Consider the following 16,930-nt stretch of genomic DNA (forward strand, 5'->3'; position numbering starts at 1 on the left):
TCTCAACGCGGTGAATGAAAGTATAGGAAAACTATACCACATCAGTAAATAAAAACTATACTATTCTGTATAGTTTTCCTATACCATATCGATATGGATCTTCAGACGATGATTGCGGGTTGGGTGAGAGACGCGCGCACCGCCGCCGGCCTCTCGGGCACGGCGCTCGGCGCGCGGCTGGCGCTCGAGCTCGGCACTGAACGCGGCAATACCAAGGCCAATATCTCGCACTGGGAAAACGAAAAGCACAGCCCGAACCTCAAGCAGTTGCTGGCCATTTCCCGGGTCACGGGCAGGAGCTTGCCGCCGGAAATCCTGGCGCCGATGTCGGGCGCGAACGACTTCCCCCATCCCGCCGGCCTGAGCAATGCGCTGCGGGTGGTGGCGGCCGAGGGCGAAGACGACGGCTTTATCCAGATCCCGATGGTCAAGCTGCGGCTGTCGGCCGGCATCACCGGCTACCAGGCCGAGCCGGAAAGGCGCGACGGCGGCACGCTCGGCATGCGCCGCACCTGGCTCGAGCGCAACCAATACAATCCAACGCACCTGATCGCGATCTACGTCAAGGGCGAGAGCATGGAGCCCTCGCTGTACGCGGGCGACATCGTGGTCATCAATACGCTCGACACCAAGCTGGTCGACGGCGCCGTGTATGCTTTCAACTACGAGGGCGAAGCCGTGGTCAAGCGCCTGGCGCGCGACGCCGGCCAGTGGTGGCTCACCTCCGACAATGTCGACCAGCGCAAATACCACCGCAAGCTGTGCCAGGGCGGCGAGTGCATTGTCATCGGTCGCGTGGTGCGCAAGGAAAGCGACCGCATTTGAGGCTCACCGGCGGCATCGTCACCGCGCGCGGCATCCGGATCGCGCTCGCGTTCGTCGAGCCCGGCATGCTGCGGGCCGGCGCGGGCGATGCGCTGCTGGCCCGGCTCGGCTCGTGGTTCCCGCGCCTGCCGATCATGCTGGTTGCGCCCCGGGCGAACCCGGTGCTCGCGTATGCGCAGTTCGATACGCGCGCGCTGCTACCCGAACTCGACCTGGCCGGCATGGTCGAACTGTACATCGACCTCGATCGCCCATCCCCCGACGACACGGCGCCGCCCTTCTAGTAAAGCGGGCTCACGCGCCGAAGGCGCTCCCGGCCCGCTCCAGAATACGCCGCAGCGCCGGATGGTGCACGCGCCGCTCGACCGTCACCGCATAGATCTGCTCGACGATCGCATCGATCACGCCTACCTGTTCCAATCCGTACTGCGTGCACAGCGCCTCCGCCAGCACCGTCGGCGCCGCCATGAAACCGGCGCCCGCGCCGGCGAAGGAACCGAGCAAGGCGCCATCGTCGAACTCGCCGACGACGATCGGCCGCAGCCCGTGCGCCTCGAGCCAGGCCTTGAGCTGGCTGTGCAGGGCTGCGCCGTCGCCCGGCATCAGGAACGGCGCATCCTTCAGGCGTTGCGGGAAAGGGCCGGCCCAGCGCCGGCAGACCTCGGGATGGGCGACCACCGTCACCGTGCTCGATCCCAGCAGATGGCTGTGGCCGCGCACCGCGCCGCCGGGCGGCAAGCCCTGGTCCGAGATCAAGAGATCGAGCCGGTGCGCGCTCAGGTCTTCCATCAGGTCGGCGAAGCGCCCTTCCCTGCACACCAGGTGCATGGCCAGGCCGGCGTCGCGCGCTGGCTGCAAGAGGCGAAACGCCATCGTCTTGGCGATCACGTCGCACAGGCCGACGCGCAAGGTCTCGGTCTCGGTGAACACGCCGCGCCGCACCGCCTGTTCCAGCTCGTTGCCAAGGCTGAAGATCTGGTCGGCATAGCGCAGCACCGTCTTGCCGGCCTCGGTCAATTCCAGCCCGCGGCCCTTCTTGCGCAACAGTTCCTCGCCAAGCTGGTCTTCCAGCACCTGCAACTGGGTGCTGATTGCCTGCGGAGACACGTGCAATTGCTCCGCAGCGCGGGCCACGCTGCCGACGGTCGCGACGGCGTGAAAGTAATGGAGGTGCTTGTAGTTGATCATGCAATACCACCAGAAAATGGGATGATTCCTAAAGATTATTCGATTTTACTTTCGAATTCCAGCGCCGTATATTGGTGGCTCACCGTTCTTGATAAGCGAGGAAGCAATGAGAAGTTACCCCACCAACAGCCCGAAAGCCATGTGCCGCCTGCTGGCGCTGGCCATGATTGTCGACGGCCGCATCGCGCCGCAGGAACTGAAAAGCCTGCACCGCAGCGGCGTGCTCGGGGCGCTGCGGGTGAGCGAGGACACCTTCGACGACACGGCAGGCGAACTGACCCAGGACTTGCTGGCGTCCAGCACCGACCGCGATGCCGGCATGGTCGAGATCCAACCAGCGACGATCGACCGCCTGCTGCAGGAAGTGCACGACCCGGCGCTGCGCGCCACCGTCCTGAAAGGCATGCTGGAAATCGTGCGCGCCGACAGCGTGATCGACCACCGCGAGCGCAGGCTGCTGCGCCGTGCGATGCATGCCTGGGCTGACGCGCCTGCCGAAGCGGGCAGCGCAATGTAAGGGCACGGGGCGGGCAGCATGCCGCCCGCCCCCCTCCCCCTTCGCGGCCATTGCAGCGCCTGGACGTGCATACTTTGAAAGACATGCTTGCAATTGAAGCGTCGCCGTTACAAAGCGACACCAATTCAACATATTGCCGCCGTAACCCAGCCATACAATGAAGACCTCACATCGCGAGGTCCATCATGTCGAATGACTACTCCACCCGGGATTACCGCCTGACGCCGTCCGAGATGGACTGGGCCTGGCAACTCGACCTGCGGCCGGTCCACGATCCGGACCTCGGCCAGTACTACGGCCGCACCGCACACTACGCGACCTACGATCCCTATGCGGGCCAGGACGATATCTTCGTCTTCCACGCCACCCGGGGCATGGCCTACACGATCCAGAGCGGCAGCTACTTCGATCCCCTCGACCTGCGCATCTACGACGACGACGGTCGCGAAATCGCCAGCGACGACGGCAGCGGCGCCTACGGCTACGATTACGCCGCCTTCGTTGCCCCCTACACCGGCTGGTACTATATCGACGCATCGTGGAGCCAGGATTACTACGGTAGCTACGCCAGCCTGAACGTGTACGAAGACCGGATTCCCGCCTACCCGCCGACCAATACCATCGTCGGCACCGGCGGCCACGACATGCTGTACGGCACGCGCTCGGACGACGTCGTCGACGGCGGCGCCGGTGTCGACACCTTCGTGCTGGAGGGCTATCGCGATGAGTACGGGGTCAGCGTGCGTGGCGGCACGATCACCGTCACCGACCTGCTGGGCCTGGACGGCATCGACACCCTGCGCAACGTCGAGCGGCTTTCCTTCGAGGACGGCGTTTATATCTCCTACGAGACTACGGGCTTTGCCGCGGAGGCTTACCGCCTGTACCAGGCCGCCTTCGACCGCACCCCTGACAAGGTCGGCCTCGGATTCTGGATCGGCAAGATGGGAGAAGGATTGAGCCTGCACGCCGCGGCGGACGCGTTTGCCGGCTCGGCCGAGTTCAAGAAGCTGTACGGTCACGCCGCCAGCAACGCCGACATCATCACCGCGATCTATGCGAACGTGCTCGACCGCGCGCCGGATGCGGGTGGCTTTGCGCACTGGAAAAATGCCCTGGACAGCAAGACACTGGATGTGGCCGACCTGCTGGTGGCGTTCAGCGAAAGCACGGAGAACCAGCTCAAGGTCATCGGCTCGCTGGAGGCAGGCTATGAGTTCATCATCAGTTGAGCGGGAATGACAACAGGAAGTGGCCCGCCCTACACGAATCGAACGTGTGACCCACAGCTTAGAAGGCTGTTGCTCTATCCAACTGAGCTAAGGGCGGTCCTGGAAGAGGCGCTACTATAAACCGCAAGTCACGATGCTTGCAATATGGCCGGGCAGTAACCCAAACCACGATAGCGACGCTGAAAACAAAACAGGCCGACCAAAACAAAACAGGCCGTCTAGGACGGCCTGCCTTGATGAATCTCTTGGTCGGAGTACAAGGATTCGAACCTTGGACCCCCTGGTCCCAAACCAGGTGCGCTACCGGGCTGCGCTACACTCCGCCGTGTGAGAGGTATTATAAGCGATGGCGGCGCGAAGTGCCAGCCCCCGCTGACATCTTGATGGCAACTCTTTACGCCGCCAGCTTGTCCGCGATGCGGCGCGCCATGCTGTCGGCCACCGCCGCCTCTTTCGCCTCGACCATCACGCGGATCAGGGGTTCGGTGCCGGAAGCGCGGATCAGCACGCGGCCATTGTCGCCCAGCTCGCGCTCGACGGCTTCCTTCTCGGCCACCAGCGCCTGGTCCGTGGTCCAGTCGAAGCCCGGCGTGACTTTCTTGTTGATCAGGGTCTGCGGGAACAGCTGCAGCTCGCTGCAGCATTCCGCCAGCGACTTATTGCCGCGCACCAGGGCCGACAGCACTTGCAGCGCCGAGACGATGCCGTCGCCGGTGCTGTGCTTGTCCAGCGCCAGCAGGTGGCCCGAACCTTCGCCGCCGAACAGCCAGCCGCGCTCTTTCATGACCTCGAGCACATAGCGGTCGCCGACCTTGGCGCGCGCAAAACCGATGCCCATCTGCTTGAACGCTACTTCAAGCGCCATATTCGTCATCAGGGTGCCGACGGCGCCCGCTACCGGGCCGGTGCTCATGCGGTCGCGCACCATCACATACAGCAACTCGTCGCCGTTGTAGACGCGGCCATTGGCGTCGACCATGATCAGGCGGTCGGCGTCGCCATCGAGCGCAATGCCGAGGTCGGCCTTGTTGGCCACCACCGCCTCGGACAAGGCCTTGGGCGCGGTGGCGCCGAAGCCGGCATTGATATTGAAGCCGTCCGGCTGGGCGCCGATCGAGATGACTTCGGCGCCGAGCTCGTGGAACACGTGCGGCGCGATGTTGTAGGCGGCGCCGTGGGCGCTGTCGACCACGATCTTCAGGCCACGCAGGTCGAGCTCGTTCGGGAAGGTGCCCTTGCAGAATTCGATATAGCGGCCCTGGGCGTCGCGCAGGCGTGTCGCCCGGCCCAACTTGTCGGACGAGACGCAGCCCATCGGCTGGTCGATCGCTTCTTCGATTTCGAGTTCGACGGAATCCGGCAACTTGGTGCCGTGTTCCGAGAAGAACTTGATGCCGTTATCCTGGAAGGGATTGTGCGAGGCCGAGATCACCACGCCGGCCTGCAGGCGCAGCGCGCGGGTCAGGTAGGCGATGGCCGGGGTCGGCATCGGGCCGGCCAGCATCGAATCGACGCCGGCGGCCGACAGGCCCGCCTCGAGCGCGGCCTCGAGCATATAGCCCGAGATGCGGGTGTCCTTGCCGATCAGCACGACCGGGCGGCCGCTGCTCGACTTGCGGCCCTTGGCCAGGACGGTGCCGGCCGCGTAGCCGAGACGCATCACGAATTCAGGCGTAATTGGCGCCACGCCCACCAGGCCACGCACGCCGTCGGTGCCGAAATATTTCCGTGCCATCTAGTTCTCTTTTCTCTGGTTGAAACGATTTTTATGCGACCGAGGATGGATGCATCGCGGCATGCCACACCTTGAGGGCGTCGACGGTCTCTGCCACATCATGCACACGCACGATTCTAGCGCCATGCGCTACCGCAGCCAATGCCGCGCCGATGCTGCCGACCACGCGCTGCTCGACCGGGCGTCCGGTCACGGCGCCGATCATCGACTTGCGCGACATGCCGGCCAGCACCGGCAAGCCGAGCTCGTCGCGCATGCGCTGCAGTCCGCCCAGCAAGGCATAGTTATGCTCCACGGTCTTGCCGAAGCCGAAGCCGGGGTCGACACAGATGCGCTCGCGCTCGACGCCGGCAGCCGTCATCGCATCGACTCGCTCGCGCAAGAAGCCGATCACCTCCCCCACCACGTCGTCGTACCGCGGCGCCTGCTGCATGGTTTCGGGCGTGGCCTGCATGTGCATGACGCACAGGCCGCAATCGCTGTCCAGCACCGCCTCGATGGCGCCCGGCGCGCGAAAGGCATTAATGTCATTGATCATGTCGGCGCCGGCGATCAGGGCCTCGCGCATGACTTGCGGCTTGCAGGTGTCGACCGACAGTGCGACGTCGAGCGTGCGCAGCGCATACAGGGTTGGCATCACGCGCCGCAGTTCTTCGTCGGGCGGCACGCTGGGCGAGCCGGGACGGGTCGATTCGCCGCCGATGTCGATCATCGCGGCGCCGTCCCGGATCATGGCCTCGGCATGGGTCAGCGCGAATTCGAGGCCCTGGTAACGGCCGCCATCGGAAAAGGAATCGGGGGTGATGTTGAGGATGCCCATCACCACCGGATACAGGGATTCCGGCCCCTCCAGCGCAAAGCTGAAGTGGCCGCATTGCAGTTTCTTGGTCATAAGGAAGATGGTACGAGCTAAGGCAAACAAAAAAGGCACCCTGACGGGTGCCTTTGATGGTCGGGACAGCGTCAGGCCGGTGCGGTGGCATTCGGCGCTACCCCACCCGAGCCGCTGTCGCCCGGCGGCGGACGCTTGGTCAGCACGGTCTTCGGCTGGCGCGGCTCGCGGCCGGCCATGATGTCGTTGATCTGCTCGTTGTCGATGGTTTCCCAGTCGAGCAGCGCCTTGGTCATCATCTCGACTTTTTCGCGGTTCTCTTCCAGCAGGCGACGCGCCAGCGCGTACTGCCGATCGAGGATGGCGCGGATCTCGGCGTCGACCTTTTGCTGGGTCGCCTCGGAGATGGTCTTGGTGGCGCCGCCGAAGAAGCCTTCGTTCTCGCTGTCTTCGTAGACCATCACGCCCATGCTGTCGGACATGCCGAAGCGGGTCACCATCGAGCGTGCCAGCTTGGTGGCGCGCGAGAAGTCGTTCGAGGCGCCGGTGGACATCTGGCCGACGAAGATCTCCTCGGCGATACGGCCGCCGAACAGGATCGAGATTTCCTCGAGCATCTTGTCTTTGTAACCGGACAGTGCATCGTGCTCAGGCAGCTGCCAGGTCAGGCCCAGCGCATAGCCGCGCGGCATGATCGTGACCTTGTGCACCGGATCGGCTTTCGGCAGCAGCTTGGCGACCACCGCGTGGCCCGACTCATGGTAGGCAGTGTTGCGGCGTTCTTCTTCGCGGATGACCATCGACTTGCGCTCCGGACCCATATAGATCTTGTCCTTGGCGTCTTCGAAATCGATCATCTCGACCAGGCGCTTGCTGCGGCGTGCGGCGAACAGCGCGGCTTCGTTGACCAGGTTGGCCAGGTCGGCGCCCGAGAAGCCCGGGGTGCCGCGCGCCAGGATGTCGGCCTTCACGTCAGTGCCGATAGGCACTTTACGCATGTGCACGTTCAGGATCTGTTCGCGGCCGCGGATGTCCGGCAGGCCCACCATCACCTGGCGGTCGAAACGGCCCGGACGCAGCAGCGCTTTATCCAGCACGTCGGCACGGTTGGTGGCGGCGATCACGATCACGCCCGATTGCGCTTCGAAGCCGTCCATCTCGACCAGCAGCTGGTTGAGGGTCTGTTCGCGCTCGTCGTTGCCGCCGCCCATGCCGGCGCCGCGGTGACGGCCGACCGCGTCGATCTCGTCGATGAAGATGATGCAAGGCGAATGCTTCTTGGCGTTCTCGAACATGTCGCGGACACGGCTGGCGCCGACGCCGACGAACATCTCGACGAAGTCGGAACCCGAGATCGAGAAGAACGGCACCTTGGCTTCGCCGGCGATGGCGCGCGCCAGCAGGGTTTTACCGGTGCCCGGAGGACCGACCATCAGCACGCCACGTGGGATGCGGCCGCCCAGTTTCTGGAACTTGGTCGGATCCTTGAGGAAGTCGACGATTTCGGACACTTCTTCTTTCGCTTCGTCGCAACCGGCGACGTCGGCGAAGGTGACGGTGTTATTGGTTTCGTCGAGCATGCGCGCCTTCGACTTGCCGAAGGAGAAAGCGCCGCCCTTGCCGCCGCCCTGCATCTGGCGCATGAAGAACACCCACACGCCGATCAGCAGCAGCATCGGGAACCACGAAATGAACACCTGCTGCAGGAACGATGGTTCTTCGGGTGGCTTCACGTCGAAGCGCACGCCGTTTTCGCGCAGGTCGCCGATCAGGCCGCGGTCGAGGATGGTCGCGGTGGCGCGGACCTTGGAATCGTCGCTGCGGGTGGCGGTGATATTCGAGCCTTCGATCGTCACATCCTTGATGCGACGTTGTTTGATTTCATCGAGCAGCTCGGAATAAGCAATGGTCTTGCTGCCGCCGGCAACGCTATGGGTGTCGAACTGCTTGAACAGCATGAACAACAGCAGCGCGACGACCACCCAGATGGCGGATTTGGAAAACATATTATTCACGAGCACTCCTCCGATGCAACAGCATCTTTACCGATTTCAGTATTCCGATTTTACCTGCAATAAGCCGACACCGCCACGCAGCACCGGCAACATTGATGAAATACTATGTTTTACCCTCCTACAGACAGACAGCATGCACGCTATGCACGCAGCATCTGAAGGATCACGCGGCTGATGTATGGCCGCGCACGGGGATTTCAAGGGGCAATTCTCCCCGGATTGCAAGTTTTAAGCAGCCGGATTCTTCAGGCCCCGGCCCAACAGGAAAATCTCGGACGACTTATCGCGGCTTGCTTTCGGCTTGACCTGTTTCACCGTTTTGAATTCGGTCCGGAATTTCTCCAGGATCTGGGTGAAACCCATGTCTTTAAAACACTTTACCAGCAGAGCGCCCTCGGGCTTCAGGTGAACTTGTGAAAATTCGATCGCCAGATCGATCAGATGTTCCATGCGCGCCGCATCGGCATGGCTGATGCCGGACAAATTGGGCGCCATATCAGACAGCACGACATCGACCTTGCGGCCGGACAGCAGGTCGTCGAGCTGGGACAAGACCTCTTCTTCGCGGAAGTCGCCCTGGATGGTTTGCACATCTGCGACAGGCTCCATCGGCAGGATGTCCAGGCCGATGATGGTGCCGTTGATGCCGCCGCCATCCTTGCCCGCCAGCTTGCGCCGGGTGTACTGGGCCCAGCTGCCTGGCGTACAACCGAGGTCGACAATCGTCTGGCCAGACTTGATGAGCTTTTCCGCTTCGTCGATTTCCTTGAGCTTGTAGGCAGCGCGAGCGCGATAACCCTCTTTCTGTGCAAGTTTGACGTACGGGTCGTTAATGTGGTCGTGCAACCAGTTTTTGTTTAATTTGTTCTTGGCCATTCGCGTAGAATACTGCTTTTATAGGTACATCAAAAAAAATTGTTATGATCAAACTTACACCGGCCGAGCGCAGCGCCCTGCGCGCAGAAGCCCACGGGCTCAATCCAGTCGTCATGATCGGCGAAGCCGGACTTACCGAAAACGTGGTCAAGGAAATCGCGGCCAGCCTCGACGCACACGGCCTGATCAAGGTGCGCGTGTTCGGCGACGACCGCGAAGCGCGCGTTGCCATGTACGACCAGATCGCCACCGACCTCGATGCGGCGCAAGTCCAGCACATCGGCAAGCTGCTGGTCCTGTACCGCCCCAAGAAAGAAGCGGTCAAGGAACGCAGCGGCAAATCTGGTCCGGGCATGCGCGAAGTCACCATCGTCAAGGCCAGCGCCAGCGGCACCAAGAAGCCGAGCGTCACCAAGGTCATGTTGAAGGGGAACGAGCGCGTCACCGCCGGCGGCAACATCAAGCGCGCCAAGCCGCGTCAGACCAGTTCCAAGAAAAATTCGCTGAATAAGTGAACTAAGTGAACAAAAAAACCGGGGCAACCCGGTTTTTTTACGCCGGTATATTCGTCACGCTCAACGCAGCCGAACGATCAGCCAAGCCCCCAGCAGGCTCTCCACCAGATAGAACAGCTGCGACACGCCGTGCATCACGGCGAACTGCGTCCAGTATTCCGACGCCCTCACCCCGCCCGGCCCCGCCAGCTCGCGCAACTGCGCCATCGCCGGCTGCAGGCCGACAAAGATCACCAGCGTACAAGCGAGCATCGCCAGCACCAGCAGCTTGAGAAAACGCCGCCGCGGCGGCGCCAGGTCGGTCGACACCCTCAACAGCACCAGCAGCACGACAGCACAGGCAATCGACAACCATGCCTGGCGCGTCAGCAGCACTGCCACCAGGTCGCCGGCCTGCACGCTGCCCAGGACGCCGAACGCCGCCGGCGCCGCGATATAACCGAGCGCCCACAGGGTGCCGGCCCACAGCGCAGCCACCAGCAGCCGCGCCGCAGGCAAGCGCCCGGCCCCCATGCCGCCAGCTGCCGCGCTCTCCATCAGACGTAACGGACTTCGAGGATTTCGTATTCGCGCGGACCCGACGGAGCCTGCACTTCAACCACGTCTTCGGCGAATTTACCGATCAGCGCGCGCGCGATCGGCGAGGTCACCGAGACCTTGTTCAGTTTAAGGTCGGCTTCATCGAGGCCGACGATCTGGTAGGTGACCTTCTGGCCCGATTCCAGGTCTTCGAGGTCGACGGTGGCGCCAAACACCACGCGGCCTTCGGCGTCGAGGGTGGATGGATCGATAACCTGGGCAGTGGAGAGCTTGCCTTCGAGCTCGGCGATGCGGCCTTCGACGAAGGCCTGGCGCTCCTTGGCGGCATCGTACTCTGCGTTTTCGGACAGGTCGCCATGCGAACGCGCCTCGGCGATCGCGTCGATCACGATGCGGCGCTCCTTGGTCTTGAGCTGGTGCAGCTCTTCTTTCAGGAGTTCTGCGCCGTATTTGGTCAGTGGAGTGTTCATGGTTCTCTGCAAATGGTGTTTTTACGGGTGTAGCCGTAGCGTCTCAAAGCGAAAACCACAGAGGCACGCGGCGCCAAGGCCGCGCGAGCTCTGTGGTTTTTACTGTACTACGGGTACTGCGTCTGCTTAGTGTAAGGTTTTATGCAGGCCTTGTAAATCGTACACGCGCAGTTCGTCGATGTGACGCATGCCCTCGATCGCCGCCTCGGCGCCGAAGATCGTGGTGTAGGTCACCACGTGCGCCGCCAGCGCCGAGGTACGGATCGCGCGCGAATCGTTGATCGCGCTGCGCTTTTCCTCGACCGTGTTGACGACCATGACGATCTCGCGGTTCTTGATCATGTCGACCACGTGCGGACGGCCTTCCAGCACCTTGTTCACCGAGCGCACCGGGATGCCGGCAGCCGAGATCACGGCCGCGGTGCCCTTGGTCGCCACCAGGTCGAAGCCCAGCGCCACCAGGTCGCGCGCCACGGCGACAGTACGCGGCTTGTCGGACGACTTCACCGACAGGAACACGGTGCCCGACTTCGGCAGCTTGATGCCGGCCGCCAGCTGCGACTTGACGAACGCTTCGCCGAAGGTGGTGCCCACGCCCATCACTTCGCCGGTCGATTTCATCTCTGGTCCGAGGATGGTATCGACGCCAGGGAACTTCACGAACGGGAACACGACTTCTTTCACACTGTAGAACGGCGGGATCACCTCTTTCGTGATGCCCTGCTGCTCGAGGGTCTGGCCGACCATGCAGCGCGCCGCTATCTTTGCAAGTTGCAGGCCGGTCGCCTTCGACACGAACGGCACGGTACGCGAGGCACGCGGGTTCACTTCCAGCACATAGACAGTATCAACCGTTTGGCCGTTTTCCTCGGACTGCTTGATTGCGAACTGCACGTTCATCAGGCCGACCACGTTCAGGGCCTTGGCCATCAGCGAGGTCTGGCGCTTGAGTTCATCGATGGTCGCCTGCGACAGCGAGTATGGCGGCAGCGAGCAGGCCGAGTCGCCCGAGTGCACGCCGGCCTGTTCGATGTGTTCCATCACGCCGCCGATGAAGGTGGCTTGTCCATCCGAGATGCAGTCGACGTCGACTTCGATCGCGTCGTTCAGGAAGCGGTCGAGCAGCACCGGAGAATCGTGCGAGACCTTGACCGCTTCGCGCATATAGCGCTCCAGGTCGCGCTGCTCGTGCACGATTTCCATCGCGCGCCCGCCCAGCACGTACGATGGACGTACCACCAGCGGGTAGCCGATTTCCTCGGCCAGCGCCAGGGCATCGGCTTCGGTGCGCGCGGTGCGGTTCGGCGGCTGGCGCAGATCCAGCTTTTGCAGCAGCTGCTGGAAACGCTCGCGGTCTTCGGCGGCGTCGATCATGTCCGGCGAGGTGCCGATGATCGGCACGCCATTGGCTTCCAGGTCCAGCGCGAGCTTCAACGGGGTCTGGCCGCCGTACTGCACGATCACGCCGACCGGCTTTTCCAGTTCGACGATCTCGAGCACGTCTTCCAGGGTCAGCGATTCGAAGTACAGGCGGTCCGAGGTATCGTAGTCGGTCGACACGGTCTCGGGGTTGCAGTTGACCATGATGGTCTCGTAGCCGTCTTCGCGCATCGCGAGGGCGGCGTGCACGCAGCAGTAGTCGAACTCGATGCCCTGGCCGATACGGTTCGGGCCACCGCCCAGCACCATGATCTTCTTCTTGTCGGTCGGATTCGATTCGCACTCTTCGTCGTACGTCGAGTACATATACGCGGTATTGGTCGCGAACTCGGCGGCGCAGGTGTCGACGCGCTTGTAGACCGGACGGATCTCCAGTTCATGGCGGCGTGCGCGCACGGCTGCCGGTTCGACCTTCAGCAGGAAGGCCAGGCGGCGGTCGGCGAAGCCCTTCTGCTTCAATTTGTAGAGCGTGGCCTTGTCCAGCGACTCGAGGGTCTGCTTCTCGAGCCACAGCTCGATGTCGACGATCTCCTTGATCTGCACCAGGAACCACGGATCGATCTTGGTCAGGTTGTGCACCTCTTCCAGCGTGAAGCCCTGGGCGAAGGCGTCGCCCACATACCAGATGCGGTCCGGGCCAGGCTCGCCCAGCTCTTCCTCGATCTTTTCGCGGTCGCGGGTCTTTTCGTTCAGGCCGTCGACGCCGACTTCCAGGCCGCGCAGGGCTTTCTGGAACGATTCCTGGAAGGTGCGGCCCATCGCCATGACTTCGCCGACCGATTTCATCTGGGTGGTCAGGTGCTTGTCGGCGGTCGGGAATTTCTCGAACGTGAAGCGCGGGATCTTGGTGACGACGTAGTCGATCGACGGCTCGAACGAGGCCGGGGTCGCGCCGCCGGTGATCTCGTTGCGCAGCTCGTCGAGCGTGAAACCAACCGCCAGCTTGGCCGCTACTTTCGCGATCGGGAAGCCGGTCGCTTTCGAGGCCAACGCCGACGAACGCGACACGCGCGGGTTCATCTCGATGACGATCATGCGGCCGTCTTTCGGATTGATCGAGAACTGCACGTTCGAGCCGCCGGTGTCGACGCCGATTTCGCGCAGCACGTCGATCGACGCGTTACGCATGATCTGGTACTCCTTGTCGGTCAGCGTCTGCGCCGGCGCCACGGTGATCGAGTCGCCGGTGTGCACGCCCATCGGATCCAGGTTCTCGATCGAGCAGATGATGATGCAGTTGTCGTTCTTGTCCCGAACGACTTCCATCTCGTACTCTTTCCAGCCCAGCAGCGACTCTTCGATCAACAGCTCATTGGTCGGCGATGCTTCCAGGCCGCGCTTGCAGATCGCCTCGAACTCTTCTTCGTTGTAGGCGATGCCGCCACCGCTGCCGCCCATGGTGAACGAGGGACGGATGATGGTCGGGAAGCCCAGCTCGCGCTGCACGCTCCAGGCTTCGTCCATCGAATGGGCCACACCCGAACGCGCCGAACCCAGGCCGATCTTGGTCATCGCGTCCTTGAACTTGGAGCGGTCCTCGGCCTTGTCGATCGCTTCCGGGGTCGCGCCGATCAGCTCGACCTTGTATTTGTCCAGCACGCCGTGGCGGTGCAGGTCGAGCGCGCAGTTCAGCGCGGTCTGGCCGCCCATGGTCGGCAGGATCGCGTCGGGACGCTCCTTGTCGATGATGCGCTCGACGACCTTCCAGGTGATCGGCTCGATATAGGTCACGTCCGCCGTTTCCGGGTCTGTCATGATGGTCGCCGGGTTCGAGTTGACCAGGATGACCTTGTAGCCTTCTTCACGCAGGGCCTTGCAGGCCTGGGCGCCGGAGTAGTCGAATTCGACTGCCTGGCCGATGACGATCGGGCCGGCGCCGATGATCAGGATGCTTTTAATATCACTACGTTTTGGCATATTATTTTTTCTCCGCTGCTTGCATCAGGCCGATGAAGCGGTCAAACAGGTAGGCGACGTCGGTCGGACCGGGCGAGGCTTCCGGGTGGCCCTGGAAGCAAAACGCCGGTTTGTCCGTGCGGGCGAAGCCCTGCAGCGAACCGTCGAACAGCGAGACGTGGGTCACGCGGCAGTTGTCCGGCAAGGTATCCGGGTCGACCGCGAAGCCGTGGTTCTGCGAGGTGATCAAGACCTTCTTGCTGTCGAGGTCCTGCACGGGGTGGTTGGCGCCGTGGTGGCCGAACTTCATCTTCATGGTCTTGGCGCCGGATGCCAGCGCCATGATCTGGTGGCCGAGGCAGATGCCGAAGGTCGGAATGCCCTTCTCGATCAGCTCGCGCGATGCGCGGATTGCGTAGTCGCACGGTTCCGGATCGCCCGGGCCGTTGGCCAGGAAGATACCGTCAGGGTTCAAGGCCAGGGCATCGGCGGCGGTCGATTGCGCCGGCAGCACCGTCACCTTGCAGCCGCGTTCGGCCAGCATGCGCAAGATATTGCGCTTGACGCCGTAGTCGAAAGCGACCACGTGGTATTTAGGATCGGTTTGCTTGCCGAAGCCTTCGCCCAGCTTCCACTCGGTCTCGGTGAACTCGTACGGCTCGGTTACCGACACGACCTTCGCCAGGTCCATGCCCGCCAGGCCCGGGAACGAGCGCGCCAGTTCCAGCGCCTGGGCTGGCGATGGCTCGGCCCCTTGCGCGGCGGTGAGGATCGCGCCGGCCTGGGCGCCTTTTTCGCGCAGGATGCGGGTGAGCTTGCGGGTGTCGATGCCGGCGATGGCAACCACGTTCTCTTGCTTGAGGTAGTCGCCCAGCGACTGGGTCGACCGGAAGTTCGAGGCCAGCAGCGGCAAATCACGGATGATGAGGCCGGCGGCGTGTACCTTGCCCGCTTCGACGTCGGCGCTGTTGACGCCGTAGTTGCCGATGTGCGGATAGGTCAGGGTAACGATCTGGCGCGAATAGCTCGGATCGGTGAGGATTTCCTGGTAGCCGGTGATCGCGGTGTTGAACACCACTTCGCCCGTCGTATGACCGACGGCACCGATGGAATATCCTTTGAAAATGGTCCCGTCAGCAAGTGCCAGGATGGCTGGAACGGAGGGGCCAGAAAAAAATGGCGGCAAGGGCAACTCCCGAAAAAGTTGCCGTAGCTTCGCCACGTCAGACCGACATCCAACTGTCCTGGGCGTGGTAAGTCCGCCCGGTGTTGGAGGTCATGTTGAATGAGGGATGGTGGGTATGCGCTACGGCTAAGTTTGAATTAGATAAACTTCCGAATTATAGCGCGTAGTCTGGCATTCGGCAATGCGGCGCTACCACATACCGGCTACCAAATTGTCCGAAGATGACACGCCATGCCGCCATCCCTGCCCTGCTGAAACTTATATTGCGGGTGCAACATGGCACCCGCGCACCGCCTTGAATCAGGCAGCACCCAGGGCGGCGATGCCCGCGCGGGCGATCTGCACATCCTGTTCCGACTTGACGCCCGAGACGCCGACGGCGCCGATGACATGGCCATCGACGATCACCGGCACGCCACCCTCGAGCATGCCTTCGAGCTTCGGCGCACTCAGGAAGGACATGCGGCCGTTATTGATCACGTCCTCATAGATCTTCGATTCGCGGCGGCCGAGGGCGGCGGTATTCGCCTTGGCCGGGGCGATGTACGACGACACCGGCGGCGCGCCGTCCAGGCGCTGCTGCCACAGCAGGTGGCCGCCATCGTCGACGATCGCGATCGACACGGCCCAGCCGTTTTGAACGGCCTCGGCTTCAGCGGCAGCGCCGATCTTTTTCGCATCAAGCAGGGTCAGGTACGGTTTGGTGTTCATGGTTTTCCTTGGGTTGGTGCCTGTGGTGAGGCTTGCTGCTTGAGCTTCAGTTTGGCCTTGATTTGCGGCATGACCGCAGCCGCGGCCTGCTCGCCGGCCAGGATGGCGAGATTGCGGCCGCCGAAATCGCTCGATCCCATATTGCCGAGCGCCGGCGTGACGACGATGTCGGCATCCTTCAGTTCGAAATGGTTCAGGCGTTGGCCCATGATGCTGAAGGTCTGCATCAGCACGTCGAGCGAGCTGGCCGTGGCCGCGCCTTCCGTCGCGCTGGAGATATTGACCGCAATAATGAAATCGGCGCCCATCTCGCGCACAAAGCGCACCGGCACCGGCGCCACCAGGCCGCCGTCGACGTATTCCTTGTTGCCGATCCGGACCGGCTGGAACACGCTCGGCACGCTTGAGGAGGCGCGCACCGCCATCCCGGTATTGCCGCGGTTGAACAGGATCGGCTGGCCGGTCTTGAGGTCGGTGGCCACTGCGCCGAAGCGCAGCTTCAGCTTTTCCATCGGCACATTGCCGACCGCCTTGTTGACATAGTTCTGCAGCGCCTCGCCCTTGAGCAGGCCGCTGGATTTGCCCAGCCACGGCAAGGCCCAGTCCGAGATGGTCGCCTCGTCCATGGCCAACGCCGTCTTTTGCAGGGCGAAGCCGTTCAGGCCCGATGCATACAGCGAACCGACCACCGAGCCGGCGCTGGTGCCGACCACGATCTCCGGATAGATGCCCTGGGCCTCGAGCGCCTTGATCACGCCGATATGGGCGAAGCCGCGCGCGGCGCCGCCGCCGAGGGCCAGGCCGATGCGGATTTTCTTGGGCGGTAAGGGGGCGGCGGCCGGGGCGACGGCGGGAGCGGCCGGGGCCGGCGCCTGGACCGGCGTGCTGCCGCAGGCGGCCAGCAGCAGTGCGGCGCAGGCCGCGAGGGAGGTACGACGAGAGAGCATGGATT

Annotated in this window: 16 protein-coding genes and 2 tRNA genes; 5 read left to right on the forward strand and 13 right to left on the reverse strand. The window is 63.0% G+C overall.

Translation table 11 applies throughout. From position 1 onward, the window contains the following. Positions 1-93 precede the first annotated feature (93 nt). Together E8M83_RS02975 and E8M83_RS02980 are read left to right on the forward strand one after the other, a co-directional pair. Positions 94-825, forward strand: a complete 732-nt coding sequence (locus E8M83_RS02975) for an XRE family transcriptional regulator (protein ID WP_229491401.1) — start codon at positions 94-96, stop codon at positions 823-825. Then, positions 822-1,109 (forward strand): hypothetical protein, encoded by a 288-nt coding sequence (locus tag E8M83_RS02980; protein WP_137171902.1) that lies wholly within the window; start codon positions 822-824, stop codon positions 1,107-1,109. The genes E8M83_RS02975 and E8M83_RS02980 overlap by 4 nt, the downstream gene beginning before the upstream one ends. A 10-nt stretch (positions 1,110-1,119) precedes the next feature. Here E8M83_RS02980 and E8M83_RS02985 read toward each other — a convergent pair whose 3' ends face one another. Then, a complete protein-coding gene (locus E8M83_RS02985; protein WP_137171903.1) occupies positions 1,120-2,013 on the reverse strand; it encodes a LysR family transcriptional regulator in 894 nt (297 codons plus the stop codon). A gap of 106 nt (positions 2,014-2,119) precedes the next feature. Between E8M83_RS02985 and E8M83_RS02990 the strand changes: the two genes are divergently transcribed. Together E8M83_RS02990 and E8M83_RS02995 are read left to right on the forward strand one after the other, a co-directional pair. Beyond that, entirely contained in the window at positions 2,120-2,530 is a 411-nt protein-coding gene (locus E8M83_RS02990) for a TerB family tellurite resistance protein (RefSeq protein WP_137171904.1), read from the forward strand. A 185-nt stretch (positions 2,531-2,715) separates the two neighbouring features. Beyond that, the gene (locus tag E8M83_RS02995; protein ID WP_137171905.1) at positions 2,716-3,762 is read left to right on the forward strand and encodes a DUF4214 domain-containing protein; all 1,047 of its coding nucleotides are present in this window, start codon (positions 2,716-2,718) and stop codon (positions 3,760-3,762) included. 20 nt (positions 3,763-3,782) lie between these two features. Here the strand turns inward: E8M83_RS02995 and E8M83_RS03000 are convergent. The 6 genes from E8M83_RS03000 to E8M83_RS03025 form a co-directional block, all read right to left on the reverse strand. Further along, positions 3,783-3,859: transfer RNA gene (locus E8M83_RS03000), tRNA-Arg, on the reverse strand. 149 nt (positions 3,860-4,008) lie between these two features. Then, positions 4,009-4,085 (reverse strand) — tRNA-Pro (locus E8M83_RS03005). A gap of 71 nt (positions 4,086-4,156) precedes the next feature. Then, positions 4,157-5,497 carry a phosphoglucosamine mutase gene (glmM, locus tag E8M83_RS03010; RefSeq protein ID WP_137171906.1) on the reverse strand — a complete coding sequence of 447 codons (1,341 nt, stop codon included), beginning with the start codon at positions 5,495-5,497 and terminating at the stop codon, positions 4,157-4,159. A 31-nt stretch (positions 5,498-5,528) separates the two neighbouring features. After that, positions 5,529-6,389, reverse strand: coding sequence for a dihydropteroate synthase (gene folP / locus E8M83_RS03015; RefSeq protein ID WP_137171907.1), 861 nt, complete (start codon positions 6,387-6,389; stop codon positions 5,529-5,531). Positions 6,390-6,460: 71 nt separating this feature from the next. Then, positions 6,461-8,344, reverse strand: a complete 1,884-nt coding sequence (gene ftsH, locus E8M83_RS03020; protein WP_137171908.1) for an ATP-dependent zinc metalloprotease FtsH — start codon at positions 8,342-8,344, stop codon at positions 6,461-6,463. A gap of 228 nt (positions 8,345-8,572) precedes the next feature. Further along, positions 8,573-9,220, reverse strand: coding sequence for an RlmE family RNA methyltransferase (locus E8M83_RS03025; protein WP_137171909.1), 648 nt, complete (start codon positions 9,218-9,220; stop codon positions 8,573-8,575). Positions 9,221-9,264: 44 nt separating this feature from the next. Here E8M83_RS03025 and yhbY point away from each other — a divergent pair, with 44 nt between their 5' ends. Further along, positions 9,265-9,735 carry a ribosome assembly RNA-binding protein YhbY gene (yhbY, locus tag E8M83_RS03030; protein WP_137171910.1) on the forward strand — a complete coding sequence of 157 codons (471 nt, stop codon included), beginning with the start codon at positions 9,265-9,267 and terminating at the stop codon, positions 9,733-9,735. A 60-nt stretch (positions 9,736-9,795) separates the two neighbouring features. On the opposite strand, the gene E8M83_RS03035 is transcribed toward yhbY, so the two are convergent. The 6 genes from E8M83_RS03035 to E8M83_RS03060 form a co-directional block, all read right to left on the reverse strand. Further along, positions 9,796-10,272, reverse strand: a complete 477-nt coding sequence (locus E8M83_RS03035) for a DUF4149 domain-containing protein (protein WP_137171911.1) — start codon at positions 10,270-10,272, stop codon at positions 9,796-9,798. Further along, the gene (gene greA, locus E8M83_RS03040) at positions 10,272-10,745 is read right to left on the reverse strand and encodes a transcription elongation factor GreA (protein ID WP_137171912.1); all 474 of its coding nucleotides are present in this window, start codon (positions 10,743-10,745) and stop codon (positions 10,272-10,274) included. Before greA ends, E8M83_RS03035 begins: the two co-directional genes overlap by 1 nt. Before the next feature lie 126 nt (positions 10,746-10,871). Beyond that, positions 10,872-14,102 carry a carbamoyl-phosphate synthase large subunit gene (gene carB / locus E8M83_RS03045; protein ID WP_137171913.1) on the reverse strand — a complete coding sequence of 1,077 codons (3,231 nt, stop codon included), beginning with the start codon at positions 14,100-14,102 and terminating at the stop codon, positions 10,872-10,874. A gap of 1 nt (position 14,103) precedes the next feature. After that, on the reverse strand, positions 14,104-15,267 hold the full coding sequence (gene carA / locus E8M83_RS03050; RefSeq protein WP_137171914.1) for a glutamine-hydrolyzing carbamoyl-phosphate synthase small subunit: 1,164 nt from the start codon (positions 15,265-15,267) through the stop codon (positions 14,104-14,106). A 300-nt stretch (positions 15,268-15,567) separates the two neighbouring features. Continuing rightward, positions 15,568-15,978, reverse strand: a complete 411-nt coding sequence (locus E8M83_RS03055; RefSeq protein ID WP_137171915.1) for a heme-binding protein — start codon at positions 15,976-15,978, stop codon at positions 15,568-15,570. Beyond that, positions 15,975-16,925 carry a patatin-like phospholipase family protein gene (locus tag E8M83_RS03060; RefSeq protein WP_137171916.1) on the reverse strand — a complete coding sequence of 317 codons (951 nt, stop codon included), beginning with the start codon at positions 16,923-16,925 and terminating at the stop codon, positions 15,975-15,977. Before E8M83_RS03060 ends, E8M83_RS03055 begins: the two co-directional genes overlap by 4 nt. Positions 16,926-16,930: the final 5 nt, after the last annotated feature.

The organism is Massilia sp. HP4 (assembly GCF_005222695.1).
GTDB lineage: Bacteria > Pseudomonadota > Gammaproteobacteria > Burkholderiales > Burkholderiaceae_D > Telluria.